The organism is Klenkia sesuvii (genome assembly GCF_037083825.1).
Taxonomy (GTDB): domain Bacteria; phylum Actinomycetota; class Actinomycetes; order Mycobacteriales; family Geodermatophilaceae; genus Klenkia; species Klenkia sesuvii.
In genome coordinates this window covers 41,160-53,974 of sequence record NZ_JBAPLU010000024.1, presented here as the reverse complement: position 1 = coordinate 53,974, position 12,815 = coordinate 41,160, and the positions used below count along the sequence as shown (strand labels likewise).

Genomic DNA, 12,815 nt, shown 5'->3' with positions numbered 1-12,815 from the left:
CGCGGGGGACCACCCCCGCGCCGCCCCCTCACGACGGGAACCCATGGACGAGATCAACCGGACGACGGCGTCGGCCGCGGCCGACGTGCGCGCCGTCCGCGAGCGGGTGGCCACCCAGCTGGTCGGCCGCGAGCGCGAGACCGACCTGCTGCTGGCCGCCGTCGCCGCCGGCCGCGACGTGCTCATCGAGGGGCCACCGGGGACGTCGAAGTCGACCCTCCTGCGGGCCATCACCGGCGAGTGGGGCATCCCCCTGCTGTTCGTCGAGGGCAACGCCGACCTCACCCCCACCCGGCTGGTCGGCCACCACAACCCGGCCCGGGTGCTGCGCGAGGACTACACCGCCGACAACTTCGTGCCCGGCCCGCTGGTCGAGGCGATGCGCACCGGGGGGTTCCTCTACATCGAGGAGTTCAACCGGGCGCCCGAGGACACCCTGAACACGTTGCTCACCGCGATGGCCGAGCGGTCGGTCACGGTGCCCACGATGGGGACGGTGCGGGCCGCGGACACCTTCCGGGTGGTGGCGAGCATGAACCCCTACGACGCGGTGGGCACCACCCGGATGCCGACGTCGGTGGCCGACCGGATGTGCCGGCTGGCGGTCGGCTACCAGGACGCCGAGGCCGAGCGGGGCATCGTCGGCCGCCGGACCGGCATCGAGGCGCACCGGTTGGTGGTCGACGCCGTGGCGGTCACCCGGGCGACCCGGGAGCGGGACGACGTCCGGCAGGGCAGCAGCGTGCGCGGCGCCATCGACGTCGCGCTGGTGGCCTCCCAGCTGGCCGCGATGCGGGGGATCGCCGTCCCCGACACCGACGAGCTGCGCGGCCTGCCCGAGGACTACACGTCGGTGGTGTGGGACGCGATGCTGGTCGCGCTGAGCGGCCGCGTGCACCTGGACGAGATCGCCGAGCGGACGGCGGAGGGCGTGCTGCGGGAGATCTGGGAGGACCACTTCCTGCTCCAGCCGGCGCCGGCCGAGCCGGGTTGAAGGACGGTCGAGGCCGACTCGCCGGTCACCCGTCGGGACCGGCCGGGGGCCCCGCGCGGGATGCGGCCGCTGCGCCGCCGTCCCAAGCAGCTGACCGAGCAGCCCTCGACCTACGAACCGGGGCGGGGCGGCGCGGGCCTGGCGCTGTCCTCGGGTGACCGCCGGCGGCAGCGCGCCAAGGCGGCCGGCGGCGGCTCGGCGCCGGGGACGACCGAGGAGCCGGCGGACCTGATCCCGCTGGCCGACCTGGCCACGCTCACCGAGGTCGACGCGGTGACCCGCGACCGGGCGCGGCAGATCGCCCGCCGGTTGGCCGTGCCACGGCCACCCCGGGACCGGCGGGCCCGCCGCGGCGTGGGGGAGCTGTCGAGCGTGCGGTGGACCGGTGGGTCGGACGAGCTGGACCTGGACCGCACGCTGGACGCGCTGGCCGGCAAGCCCTGGCCCGAGGACGACGACGTCGTGGTGCGGGAGCGGTTGCGCCGCCGGCGGTCGGTGGTGCTGGTGGTCGACGTGTCGGGGTCGATGAAGGGCGAACGCCTGCGGACGGCGGCCGCGACGGTCGGCGCGCTGGCCGGGGAGCTGGGCCGCGACGCGTTGGCGGTGGTGGCGTTCTGGTCCGACGCCGCGGTGCTGGTGCCCCTCGGTGCGCCGGTGGAGCCGCTGGGCGTGCTGGATCTGCTGCTGCGGGTGCCTACCCAGGGCCTGACCAACGTGTCCTTCGCGCTGGAGACCGCCGGCCGGCTGCTGGCCGGGGTGCCCCCGCGCGACGCCCGGGTGCTGCTGCTCAGCGACTGCGTGCACAACGCCGGCCCCGACCCCCGGCTGGTGGCCGGGCGGCTGCCGCGGCTGGACGTGCTCCTGGACGTGTCCGGGGAGCAGGACGTCGACCTGGGCCGCGACCTGGCGCTGGTGGGGTGGGGTCGGGTGCGGCTGGTGCGCGACCACACCGACGTCGCCCGGGCGCTGACGGCGGTGTTCGCCGAGTAGGTCGTCAGGCGTGCCGCACGGCCGGCCGGATATGGGTCCATCCGTCCCATCCCCGCTGTCGGAGCAGCTGGAGCAGCCGGGGCGCGGCGGGGACGGTCTCCAGGAACAGCTCGTCGAGCAGGGCGACGACCTCGGGGCTCAGGTCGGGCTCGTCGGCGGCCTCGCCGTACTGCTCCGTGGCCCGGACCAGAAAGGTGGTCATCCGGCGCTGATGCACACGATGGCTCACCGACTCGGCGGCCAAACGCCCCTCGACGAACTCGCCGGCGTCCTGCCGGCGCTGCCGGTAGCCACCAGCCCTCGGCTGCTGGGCGAGGCACTGCGCGAGCACAGCGGCCGGTGTTCCAGCGGTTCGGCTCCGGGGTGTGGCAGCTGGGCCAGACGGCGTCGTCCCCGAACCGTCGCCGCCCGCGCGGGCGGCGACGAGATTCAGTACGGCGACATCCGATCCAGGACTCTGTCCGCCACGTCGACGATGGCCGCGACCTTGGGCAGGTCGTCGACGACGTCCTCGGCGGTGAGGGAGGGGTCGTCGAGGTTCGGGTACTCGGCGCTGCGCCGCTCACGGCGGATCCGGTCGAAGGGGCGGAGCACCTCGCCCAGCGGCGGGTGCAGCTGAGCCAGGACGGCCTGGTAGGCGGTGAGGTGGCTCCCGCGCGTGGTGGGTCGCAGACCCTGATTGGCCAGGATGGCCCACAGGGCCTTCCTGGCGGCGTCGTAGAGCACGGCGTAGCCGGCTTCGGGGTCGTCAGTGAGCTTGCTCGCGCTCGCCAGGTGCCTCCGTGCCTGGGCCATCAGCAGGTCGGCGTGCTTGCGGTTGGGCGGCACGCGCTCGAGGTGGTCATCGGCAAGGAGCCGATCGATCTCCTGCCGCCCCTGCGTCCACCTCATGACGCCGCCTCGGTGGTCGAGTGGACCAGGTCGAGCTCGACGAGCGGCCGGCTCCGCAGCGAGGCGAGGAACGGGTCCTGGGTGCCCCCGTCGTTCCAGGTCGAGCTGCGGACCCGTCGGATGTCGACCGGGCGACCCAGCCGGCCTTCGACCGCCCGGGCGATGTCGTAGAGGTCGTCGGGGTCGGCGTCGCCGACCACGAGGACGTCGACGTCGGCGGGCGGGGGGCCGGGCTCGCCGGAGTAGCGGGCGGCCCAGGAGCCGTAGATGAACGCCCGCTGGACGCCGGGCACGTCGCTCAGCGCCGCGGTGAGGACCGGGAGCGGTCCAAGGGTCACCGCCAGCAGGTCACGCAGCGGCCGAACGAGCAGGCCATCGGCGGGCGCGCTGAGCAGCCTGTTGCGTCCGAGCCTGCGGTCCACCAGCAGGCCGGCGCTGACGAGCCGGTCGACCTCGGCATGCACCGCACGCGGGGAGGCCCCGACCCGCTGAGCGAGCTGGCTGAGGGTGAACTCGGTGTCCTGCGAGGTGTAGGTCAAGGCCAAGATGTCGCCCTGGACTCGGGACCTCAGGATGGGCAACAGGGTGGGCGCTTCGACGCGCATGCAGACCTCCAATATCAGACTTACCTAAAAGTAGTCCATATAATGCAGTTTTAGGGAACTGTCCGGCGACGCTGTTGCTGGCGTGACAGCCACCCGGGCGCGAGCTGCCGGCCCGCGAGGCAACCAGATCGCCCGCGCACGACCCAGCGCCCAACCGGCGAGGTCCGTACGGTTCGGCGATGACCGGACTGCCCGGTGGACACCACTCCGCACCCTGATTGCCTCACGCATGCCACCAGGGTCCTAGGCGTCCGCCCTTATCGCAGGGAATCGGGTTCCGACGCAGGGTTTCGACGCATGGCGACCTGCGGCGATGTCGACCGGGTCGACCACGGCCGGCGGTGCGCCAGAAACGATGGCTAATGAAGCGCTTGGTACCCGACCGGAGCGCTGCGTCGGGTGTGCAATCCGCCATCGGCTTTGAGGGCGTGACCGCAGTGAGCTGCTCGTAGGACTCCCAGGCAACTGCCAGGATTTTGGTTGCTGGCAACCAGATTGTGTGACCCGAGAGGCGTGTGGGGCCCACGGGGTGGCGCCTGAAAGTAACTATCCGGTTTTGACTCGACCCATGTGAGGCTCCCGCGGGTTCGAAATCGTCACGGGCCTTTCTCAGCTCGACATCAGGTGGGTCTCATGCATGCACGGTCACACTTCGCCGCCGTTCGCCAGGTCAAGCCCCTGGAGGTGGTGTAGCGGTGCGTGATCTGGGTGGGTGGGGTCAGGCTGCGAGTGCGGGCATGTGGTCGGCTCCGATCGGGGTGGTGGGGTCGGGTGTGGTGCGGCATCTGGTGAGCAGCTCGAGTCCGAGGTAGCGGCGTCCTTCGGCCCATTCGTCGGTCTGCTCGGCCAGGACGGCGCCGACGAGGCGGGTGATGGCGTCGCGGTTGGGGAAGATGTCCACGGCGTCGGTGCGGCGGCGGATCTCCTTGTTCAGCCGCTCGGTGGGGTTGTTGGACCAGACCTGGGTCCAGACGTCCTTGGGGAAGGTGGTGAAGGCCAGGATGTCCTCGCGGGCGGCGGCGAGGTGGTCGGCGACGGCGGGCAGCTTGGCCTGGACGTAGTCGATGGCGACGACGAAGCGCGGGCAGTTCTTGGCCTGCAGGTGCGGGCCTTCTCCCGCCATGGGTTGGGAAGCATCTCGGCGGAGCTGGCCGCGACACGGAAGGAGCTAGCAAGGATGACCTGATGACTGGTGGGACGTCCCGGTAGACGGTGGGCTGACGATCTCGGGCCGCAGCTGTCTGTGACGCAAGGGGATCCAACGTGTTGGCAGGTCATGATGTAGGGCGTGAGGCCGCCGACGAGGGTCGAGATTGACCAGCTTCGTCGTGAGCTTTGGCTTTGGGATCTCATTGGACTCGCTGACGACCCCGCCACCCCCGCTGATGAGTACGACTGCTTGATCCCCCTGCTCTGGGAGGCGGCGTGCAGCTCGGAACCGTCCAGCCAGGTTGTGAAGCTCGAGCAGCACGTTGAGGACCACTTTGGGTTGAGGCCGGTCACCGGGGAAGCCGCAGCGGCGGTCGAGCGAACCAAGACGTGGACGGACCGGCGTCCCGGCGGGCGGTCGTCAGCGGGCCGGTAGCTGGTGCCCCGTCACTGTCTTCGCGCTGGTTCGTCGTACTGACTGCGATCGTGGGGATCGGCCTGGTGGTCCTGCACGGCTTCCGGAGCAACGGCGGGATTGCTCTCCTGTGGGGCATCCTGCTCGCGGTTGCCTTCGTCAGGCACCTCCAGTGGCGCAGGCGTGAGCTGGCGAGAAGGTCCCAGGAGACGGTGCCGGCGGACGCCGAGCCGCATCCCTCACCGGCGATGGCGGAGCTGCTCATCCCCATGAGAACGTCGGGAGATGGACCCGCAGGACAGGAACCCATCCACCCCGTCGGGAGCGATCAACGCTCTGGGCGATGCTGCGCTCGGTTGGAAGACGAACCGGACAGGCCGTAAGCGAGCGGTCCGAATGTTGGAGGGCCTGCTTCTCGTGGTTGTGCTGGGCTTGGTTCTGGTCTGGGTGTTCGTCTGACAGATGGTGAGGACGTGGCGTCCCGGTAGTCGGTCGTCATCGGTCAGGCGACCGGAACCCTCGGTGCGACAGTCCCCGCCGCCCGGACTGCCGTCGACGTTGCGAAGCTGCTGGGCGCTCCCGGCCTCAGACCGTCCGCAGGCAGAGGAGCGTGTCCGGGGTGTCCGGATCGGCGTACGGCCCCAGCCAGACGTAGTCGTCCGCACCCTGCTAGTCGTCCAGCAGATCGCAGTTCTCGAGGATGTTCCCTACGGCCTCGCCCAAGGTGACACCGGGGACGACCCTGACGACCTGGGTCGCTGCCTCGTCATCGGCGCAGCTGATGAGCTCGAAGGTGTCAGCCCCGGTCAGGCCGCCGGACAGCAGCTCGTCGAGTTCTTGCTGGCTCTCGACGGCGTCGGTCGGGGGGATGGGCCTGGTCGTGCAGTCGCCGGCCTCGGCACCGCTCGGCCCCGCGGAGCACCCGGCCACCGCCCACGTCACGGCCGCTAGGGCTGTCCACAACGCTGGTCGGCGGACGGTCACCGGGTCGAGGCTACGGGCGGGCGGTCCGCACCAGCGTCATCAGCCACCCGGACTGCCGCTACCGGGATGGGGACGGCGAGCCACGGCGGCCGGATCGGGTGGACGAGGTGCACGTTGCTGGCGGAGTGTGAGGCATGTCCACCACAGCCTTCGTGCGCGGCATGCAGGACCTCGTCTTCCCCCTGGTGCTGGTCCTGATCGGGGAGGTCGTCGTCCAGGTGTCGGATTGGGACCGCTTCTGGGTCCTCGTCGTCGCCCTCGTGGTCGGCTACACCGGACGGTCGTTGCTCCGTGCTTCGGCGGCGAGGGCTCAGACGTCGACCGACGACTGACGAGCAGCTGCCCGCGGGCGCCGCCGGTGGAAGCGGGCGAGGGCGACCAGCAGCACTCCACCGACCATGACCAGCTGCAGGGCGGGGGCCGCGTTGGGCAGCGCGGACATCACGCCGGCACCGGCGGCGGCCCCGGCCACCAGGCCGGCGATGACGTGGACGCTCGGCAGCACCTCGCGCAGCGGGCGGCGGGTGCTCAACCGGACCACGATCGAGGTGAGCGTCCCGGTGAGGAACGTCGTCGACAGCCCGGACACCCCGAAGCGCTGCACGGTGCTGCTCTGCACCCCGAGGGCCACCGCGGTCGTGGTCAGCAGCAGCAGCGTCGCCGTCGTCCCCCGGTCCGCGCCCGTCATCCACCACCCGGCCGCGTAGCCGGCCAACAGTCCGCCCTCGACCGCGAGCGCCACCGTCACGCGGACGGGCCAGACCGCGTCCCCCGCGCTCGGGGTGCCGGCGAGGACGGTGCCAGCAGCGACGCCCAGGCAGAAGGCCACGATCGCGGTCCCCGAGGCCACGGCCAGGGTGCCGTCGGCGGTGGCGGACGCGGCACCCAGCAGCACCAGGTTGCCCGTCATGACGCTGGTGAAGGCCCCGCCCAGGGCGAGCAGGCCGATGGCGTCGGTCGCCCCGCTGACCGCGGCCAGCACCACCACCAGTGCCTGCCGCACGCGCAGGTCGCCTCGCACGCGTGCTCCCACCTGGTTCGTCGTCCCTGCCTCGGTCACCCGGTCATCGTCGTCGCCGCCGGCGGCGGTCAGGACGCCGGTGTCGACGACCGGGATGCAGTGCCGGATCGGCCCCGCAGTCGCCCGGAAACGGTCAGGCCGAGGACGGCCAGGCCGACCCCGAGCGCGGAACCGGCCGTGTTGTAGAGCCAGTCGTTGGTGTCGCAGACGCGCCCGAGCCCGGGCAGCAGGGCCTGCGTCAGCTCGACGAGCGCCGACAGGACCGTGCCCGCCAGCAGGACCAGCAGCGGACGCCGCCACACCACGGTGGCCAGCAGCGCCGGCGCGACGAAGAGGGCGAGGTTGGACAGGTCACCCGACCTCCCCCAGCTCGGGGCGGCCCACTGCACGGCGCACACCTGGAACGCTTCCCGGCCGCTCGGCACCAGGGTGAGGGCCACGACGGGCAGCAGGGACAACCCGGCCAGGAAGAGGGCAACACGCCGCCGGTCGGCCAGGACGCCGGCCAGCACCGGGCCCAGGACGACCAGCACGAGCAACGCGGTGGGCGCAAACCACGGGTTCTCCACGAGCCACGTGCTGATCACCGGTCGACGCCCCCTCGTCCAGGCCGTCCCCGGCACCGGCGGCGCACGCTACCTGCCGCCGCGGCACCCGTTCACCCACCCCGCCGCTGCTCCCGGCGATGGCGTTGCGTCGTGACCCGCGAGGAGGACGGCGCCCGACCTGGCTGGCGGCTCGACCAGGTCGCCAGCGCTGGTCGGGAGAACCTCGACGCCCAGCACGTCGCGCGCTACGACGCCATCGAGGACGCATCCCCCGAGCGCGAGGTCGCCCTGCTCCGGCGGTGGGGCATGGGGCAGGGATCGGTCGTCGTCGAGCTGGGAGCCGGCACGGGTCAGTCGAACAGCAGCGCGAACTGCCCCGGGTCGGCCACCGAGGCCCGCACGACCGCACCGTCGGTGGGACCCGACGGCGGAGGTTGACGAGTGGGGTCCGGGGGAGCACCGTCCCCGGTCAGCATGAGCAGCGGGGGGGGCGGCGGGGGCGCCCCGCGTGCTCGGCGGTGTCGTGGTCACACCCCGTTCATGACCGATGTGGCCGATCGGGTTCACGGGTGCGGCGACCCGGCCCCGTGCGCCAGGCTGGGGTGCGTGGACGCACCGCGGCGGTTGGTCACCTCCCTCCGCATCGACGAGGGCGCCGAGGCCGGGAGGGACACCGATCGCGAGGTGTCGATCGCCGCGTTGCTCGAGGTCGAGCTCGCCGGCGGACGGCGGGTGGTCCTGCTCGACGACCGCGGCTGGTCGAGCAGCGGCCCGAGCCCGATCTGGTCCTACGAGACCTGGGAGTCCCTCGCGGGCACCGCGCGCACCGTCGTCGGGCCCGACGAGCCGCCGGAGGGCCGCTCCCGGGAGGACGAGGCCGCGCTGCACTGGGCGTCCCTGGCCGCCACCGCCCGCGCGCAGGGTGTGCCCGTCGAGGCGGCCGAGCTCGCCGGGCTTGCGCACGACGTCGAGGCCGCCGCCGAGATCCACCGCCGACTGGCACGCACCCGGCGGGACCCCGACGGCAGCGGGCAGGATGCGGGCATGCCCACGACCTTCGCCTCCCCGGCCGACGGACTGGCCATCGCCACCTACACCTGGGACGACGTCCCCGGTGATCCCGTCGGCGTCGTCCAGGTCGTGCACGGCCTGGCCGAGCACGGCCCGCGCTACGACCGCTTCGCCCGGGCGCTGAACGCGGCCGGGTTCCTGGTCTCCGCCGCCGACAACCGGGGCCACGGCGCGTCGGTGTCCGACGACGTCCCGCTGGGCAGCTTCGGCGCCGCCGGGGTCGACGAGTTCGTCGCCGACATCGGTGCGCACGCCCGCAGCCTCGCCGACCAGCACCCCGACCTGCCGCTGTTCGCCTTCGGGCACTCCCTGGGCTCGATGGGCATGCAGCTGGTGCTGCTGGACGAACCGGTCCGCTACGCCGGCGTCGTGCTCAGCGGCTCCACCACCCTCGACGGCCTGGGCGAGGTGCTGGCCGGGCTGCCCGCCGACCAGCCCGGCCTGGCCGCGTTCAACGCCGGCTTCGAGCCGCGCACCGGGTTCGAGTGGCTCAGCCGCGACGCCGCCGAGGTCGACTCCTACATGGCCGACCCGCTCTGCGGCTTCCCCACCGAGGAGGCCATCATCGGCGGTGTCCTCGGCCAGGCCGGGCGGGCCGCCGACCCCTCGACCGTGCGGGCCGACCTGCCGCTGCTGCTGGTCTCCGGCGACCGCGACCCGGTCGGCGGCCGCGGCGGGGCCAACGTCACCTCGCTGGGCGACCGCTACCGCGCCGCCGGGCTCACCGACGTCACGACCACGCTCTACCCCGAGGCCCGGCACGAGCTGGTCAACGAGACCAACCGGGACGCCGTGACCGCCGACGTCGTCGACTGGCTGCGCGCCCACCTGCCGGGCTGATCAGCGGACCTGGTGCACCCGGCCCGAGGTGCCCCATGCGGTGTCGCAGGTCCAGACCTCCGCGTCGAGCCGGTCGGCCGTTGCCAAGCACAGGCGGTCACCGAGCGACAGGGTCGGCGAGCTGGGCCAGAGGGCGGCGGCACGCTCGGCGTCCGCTGCCGTGACGGGCTCGATCTGCAGGTCGAACCCCATGAGCAGGAGCTGCCGAGCGGCCGTCCAGTCGCGGCCGGCGCGCAGGGACTTCTGGGCGACCTCGCTCCAGTTCGCCGCCGAACAGGCATGGACGCCGTCGTCGAGTGCCGAGCGGACCATCTCGGCACCGGGCTCCCCCTGCAGCATGCACAGCAGGGCGGAGCTGTCGAACACCTTCACCCGGCGAGGTCCCGCTCTGCTTCGGCGCGCCTGTCGGCGACGAGTTCGTCGACCAGGCTGGGCCCTCGACCGAAGTCCGCCTGCACCCGGGCCAGCAGGGCGTCCCGGCTGATCAGCTCGATGCCGTCCTCGTGCTCCAGGACCACCAGTCTGCTCCCGACGCGCCAATCGAGTCGGTCGCGTATAGCGGAGGGGACGACCAGTCTGCCCCGATCACCCATCACGATCGCGGTCGTGTCACTCATGACGCCATGTTCCCACGGTGGTGCGCGGGGTGGGAACTGCCTGCGCGAACGGGTCCAGCACGACCCGGGCCCCGTCCAGAGTGTGATCCACTGCGGTCGTGCGGCTGGCCGACCCCCTCGTGCTGCGCGGCCGCGTGCTGCGCAACCGGCTGGTGTTCTGCGCGCACCTGACCAACCAGGCCGACCAGCGGCTGCCCTCGGCCGCGCACACCGCCTACTACGCCGCCCGGGTGGCCGGTGGTGCCGCGTTGGTCATCACCGAGGAGCAGGCGGTCGACCCCGCCGACCAGCCCTACGAGAAGGTCGTCGACGGCACCGACCCGGCGGTGGTCGACCGCTACCGCGAGCTCGCCACCGCGGTGCACCGTCACGGCGTGCTCGTCGTCGCCCAGCTCAACCACAACGGCGGCCAGGGCACGTCGCTGCACTCCCGCGTCCCCCTGCTGGCGCCCTCGCCGCTGGCCGACCCGCTGTTCGGCGAGGTGCCCCGCGAGGCGACGCCGGCCGACCTGGCCGCCGTCGCCGCCGGGTTCGCCCGGGTCGCCGGCCACGTGCGCGACGGCGGGCTGGACGGCGTCGAGCTGCAGGCCTCCCAGTCCTCCCTGCTGCGCGCCTTCCTCGACCCGTCCGCCAACCGGCGCACCGACGGCTACGGCACCGACCGCGTCCGGCTGCTGCTCGAGGTCGTCGCCGCCGTCCGCGAGGCACTGGGCCCGGACCTGCTGCTGGGCGTCCGGCTGGCCACCCACGAACCGGTGGGGACGACGACCGACGACGCCGTGGCCACCGCGCACCGGCTGGCCGCCACCGGTGACGTCGACTGGTTGTCCACCACCACCGGGGTGGCCACCGCCTCGCTGCACCTGGTGGAGCCCTCGATGGCCGCCGCGCACGGCTACGCCCTGCCGCTGGCCGCCCGGCTGCGCACCGCAGGGCTCCCGGTGATCGGCGTCGGCCGGGTCACCACCGCGGCGCAGGCGCAGGCCGCGCTGGCGCACTGCGACCTGGTCGGTGTGGTGCGCGGCCAGCTCGCCGACCCCGACTTCGCCGCCAAGGCGCTCCGCGGGCAGCCGGTGCGGGCCTGCACCGGCTGCAACGAGTGCGCCGCCGGCGTCGGGGCCGGGCTGCCGATGCGCTGCGTGCAGGGCGTGCTGCCCGTCCCCGCCGTGCCGGCCCGCCCGCGGCACGTGGTGGTGGTCGGTGGCGGTCCGGCCGGGTTGCGGGCCGCCGCGCACGCCGCCGCGCGCGGCCACCGGGTCACCCTGCTGGAGGCGTCCGACCGGCTCGGCGGCGCGCTCGCGCTCGCCGCCACCGCCCCCGGGCGCGGTGAGCTGGCCGGGTTTGTCGACGCCGACGTCCGGGCCTGCGCCGATCGCGGTGTCGACGTCCGCACCGGGGTGCGGGCCGACGAGGCCTCCCTCGCCGCGCTGGACCCCGACGTCGTCGTCCTTGCCACCGGTGCGGTGCCGGCCCGGCCGGCGTGGGCCGGGGACGTCGACCGGGTCGCCGACGTCGCCGACGTGCTGACCGGGACGGCGGCCCCGACCGGCCGGGTGCTGGTGGTCGACGAGCTCGGCGGCCCGCACGCCACCTCCACCGCGGAGCTGCTCGCCGGGAGGGGGTGCGCCGTCGAGGTGGTCACCGGGGCGCTGGTCGCCGCGCAGCGCCTGGGCCCCACCCTCGACCGCGGCCTCTGGCACCGGCGGGCCGCGGCGGCCGGGATGGTGCAGACGGTGGAGCGGGTGCCGCTCGGAGTCCGGGACGGGGTGGTCACCCTGCTGCACCACCTGACCGGGGACGTCGAGGAGCGGGTGGTGGACTGGGTCGTGACCGCCACCCCGCCCGAGCCCGTCCCCGGCCCCGCCGTGCCCGCCGGCGTCGCGGTGCACCGGGTGGGGGACTGCCTGGCCCCCGCGGGCCTGGCCGTGGCGGTCGCGACGGCGGAGCGGGTGGTGGCGCAGTGGTGACGTTCGGGTCGCTGCGGTCGCCGGAGGTGGGGGATCGGCCGACCCTCGTCGTCCCGCTGGGGTCGGTCGAGCAGCACGGCCCGCACCTGCCGCTGGCCACCGACACCGCCGTCGCGGCGGCCGCGGCCGCGGGGCTCGTTGCGCGACACCCGGAAATGCTGCTCGCCCCCGCAGTCCCCTACGGCGCGAGCGGGGAGCACGAGGGCTTCCCCGGCACGGTGTCCATCGGCACCGAGGCGCTGTGGACGCTGCTGGTCGAGCTGGGCCGCTCCGCCGGGCGCTGGGCCGGGCGGCTGCTGGTGGTCAACGGCCACGGCGGCAACCTGGACGCGCTGCGGTCGGCGATTCCCCTGCTCCGGCACGAGGGGCGGGACGCCGCCTGGTTCCCCTGCGGTGTCCGCGGCGGCGACGCGCACGCCGGCCGCACCGAGACGTCGCTGATGTTGCACGTGGAACCGGCCGCCGTTCGGACGGAGCTGGCCGAGGCCGGGGAGACCGCGCCGATCGCCGAGCTGCTGCCCCGACTGCAGGCCGGCGGGGTGGCCGCGGTCAGCCCGAACGGCGTGCTCGGCGACCCGGCGGGCGCCTCGGCCGAGGAGGGCGCCCGGATGCTCGCCGACCTGGTGGCCCGGCTCGCCGCAGCGGTGCGGACCTGGGACGTCGGCGCCGACGGGCGGCTGGCCGGATGAGCTCACCGAGCTGGTCTGACCAGGTCTGACCAGC

General features: G+C 73.7%; 15 protein-coding genes and 1 pseudogene. 7 read left to right on the top strand and 9 right to left on the bottom strand.

The window, feature by feature from the left end; translation table 11 throughout:
* Both TEK04_RS18485 and TEK04_RS18480 read left to right on the top strand, forming a co-directional pair.
* Positions 1 to 994, top strand: a 994-nt coding sequence (locus tag TEK04_RS18485; RefSeq protein WP_336405827.1) for an AAA family ATPase, incomplete at its 5' end; no start/stop codon positions are given.
* A gap of 60 nt (positions 995 to 1,054) precedes the next feature.
* Positions 1,055 to 1,984: a VWA domain-containing protein gene (locus TEK04_RS18480; protein WP_336405826.1), complete on the top strand. Its 930-nt coding sequence runs from the start codon at positions 1,055 to 1,057 to the stop codon at positions 1,982 to 1,984.
* Positions 1,985 to 1,988: 4 nt separating this feature from the next.
* Here TEK04_RS18480 and TEK04_RS18475 read toward each other — a convergent pair whose 3' ends face one another.
* From TEK04_RS18475 to TEK04_RS18455, 5 genes and pseudogenes are all read right to left on the bottom strand, one after another.
* Positions 1,989 to 2,186, bottom strand: coding sequence for a hypothetical protein (locus tag TEK04_RS18475; protein ID WP_336405825.1), 198 nt, complete (start codon positions 2,184 to 2,186; stop codon positions 1,989 to 1,991).
* Between the two features lie 227 nt (positions 2,187 to 2,413).
* Positions 2,414 to 2,875, bottom strand: a complete 462-nt coding sequence (locus tag TEK04_RS18470) for a HEPN domain-containing protein (RefSeq protein ID WP_336405824.1) — start codon at positions 2,873 to 2,875, stop codon at positions 2,414 to 2,416.
* Complete coding sequence (locus TEK04_RS18465) at positions 2,872 to 3,414, bottom strand: ArsR family transcriptional regulator (protein WP_336405823.1); 543 nt, start codon at positions 3,412 to 3,414, stop codon at positions 2,872 to 2,874. The genes TEK04_RS18470 and TEK04_RS18465 overlap by 4 nt, the downstream gene beginning before the upstream one ends.
* A gap of 784 nt (positions 3,415 to 4,198) precedes the next feature.
* Positions 4,199 to 4,546 (bottom strand): annotated as a pseudogene (locus tag TEK04_RS18460) (transposase); the annotation flags it as partial.
* A gap of 1,167 nt (positions 4,547 to 5,713) precedes the next feature.
* The gene (locus TEK04_RS18455) at positions 5,714 to 6,028 is read right to left on the bottom strand and encodes a hypothetical protein (RefSeq protein ID WP_336405822.1); all 315 of its coding nucleotides are present in this window, start codon (positions 6,026 to 6,028) and stop codon (positions 5,714 to 5,716) included.
* Between the two features lie 134 nt (positions 6,029 to 6,162).
* Here TEK04_RS18455 and TEK04_RS18450 point away from each other — a divergent pair, with 134 nt between their 5' ends.
* Entirely contained in the window at positions 6,163 to 6,360 is a 198-nt protein-coding gene (locus TEK04_RS18450) for a hypothetical protein (protein WP_336405821.1), read from the top strand.
* On the opposite strand, the gene TEK04_RS18445 is transcribed toward TEK04_RS18450, so the two are convergent.
* The gene (locus tag TEK04_RS18445) at positions 6,339 to 7,049 is read right to left on the bottom strand and encodes a YoaK family protein (protein WP_336405820.1); all 711 of its coding nucleotides are present in this window, start codon (positions 7,047 to 7,049) and stop codon (positions 6,339 to 6,341) included. The two genes, TEK04_RS18450 and TEK04_RS18445, sit on opposite strands and share 22 nt — an antisense overlap.
* A gap of 68 nt (positions 7,050 to 7,117) precedes the next feature.
* Entirely contained in the window at positions 7,118 to 7,636 is a 519-nt protein-coding gene (locus tag TEK04_RS18440) for a VanZ family protein (protein ID WP_336405819.1), read from the bottom strand.
* Positions 7,637 to 7,747: 111 nt separating this feature from the next.
* Between TEK04_RS18440 and TEK04_RS18435 the strand changes: the two genes are divergently transcribed.
* Together TEK04_RS18435 and TEK04_RS18430 are read left to right on the top strand one after the other, a co-directional pair.
* Positions 7,748 to 8,035 carry a hypothetical protein gene (locus TEK04_RS18435; protein WP_336405818.1) on the top strand — a complete coding sequence of 96 codons (288 nt, stop codon included), beginning with the start codon at positions 7,748 to 7,750 and terminating at the stop codon, positions 8,033 to 8,035.
* 168 nt (positions 8,036 to 8,203) lie between these two features.
* Complete coding sequence (locus TEK04_RS18430; RefSeq protein WP_336405817.1) at positions 8,204 to 9,508, top strand: alpha/beta fold hydrolase; 1,305 nt, start codon at positions 8,204 to 8,206, stop codon at positions 9,506 to 9,508.
* On the opposite strand, the gene TEK04_RS18425 is transcribed toward TEK04_RS18430, so the two are convergent.
* Positions 9,509 to 9,880: a PIN domain-containing protein gene (locus TEK04_RS18425; RefSeq protein WP_336405816.1), complete on the bottom strand. Its 372-nt coding sequence runs from the start codon at positions 9,878 to 9,880 to the stop codon at positions 9,509 to 9,511.
* Complete coding sequence (locus TEK04_RS18420) at positions 9,877 to 10,101, bottom strand: AbrB/MazE/SpoVT family DNA-binding domain-containing protein (RefSeq protein ID WP_336405828.1); 225 nt, start codon at positions 10,099 to 10,101, stop codon at positions 9,877 to 9,879. Before TEK04_RS18420 ends, TEK04_RS18425 begins: the two co-directional genes overlap by 4 nt.
* Before the next feature lie 122 nt (positions 10,102 to 10,223).
* Between TEK04_RS18420 and TEK04_RS18415 the strand changes: the two genes are divergently transcribed.
* On the top strand, positions 10,224 to 12,092 hold the full coding sequence (locus TEK04_RS18415) for an FAD-dependent oxidoreductase (RefSeq protein ID WP_336405815.1): 1,869 nt from the start codon (positions 10,224 to 10,226) through the stop codon (positions 12,090 to 12,092).
* Complete coding sequence (gene mftE / locus TEK04_RS18410; RefSeq protein WP_336405814.1) at positions 12,086 to 12,781, top strand: mycofactocin biosynthesis peptidyl-dipeptidase MftE; 696 nt, start codon at positions 12,086 to 12,088, stop codon at positions 12,779 to 12,781. Before TEK04_RS18415 ends, mftE begins: the two co-directional genes overlap by 7 nt.
* Positions 12,782 to 12,815 lie beyond the last annotated feature (34 nt).

Coding starts and splice junctions, on each gene's coding strand:
- TEK04_RS18470 (WP_336405824.1), bottom strand. CDS start 2,875: ATGAGGTGGACGCAGGGGCGGCAGGAGATCGATCGGCTCCTTGCCGAT.
- TEK04_RS18450 (WP_336405821.1), top strand. CDS start 6,163: ATGTCCACCACAGCCTTCGTGCGCGGCATGCAGGACCTCGTCTTCCCC.
- TEK04_RS18480 (WP_336405826.1), top strand. CDS start 1,055: ATGCGGCCGCTGCGCCGCCGTCCCAAGCAGCTGACCGAGCAGCCCTCG.
- TEK04_RS18420 (WP_336405828.1), bottom strand. CDS start 10,101: ATGGGTGATCGGGGCAGACTGGTCGTCCCCTCCGCTATACGCGACCGA.
- TEK04_RS18475 (WP_336405825.1), bottom strand. CDS start 2,186: ATGACCACCTTTCTGGTCCGGGCCACGGAGCAGTACGGCGAGGCCGCC.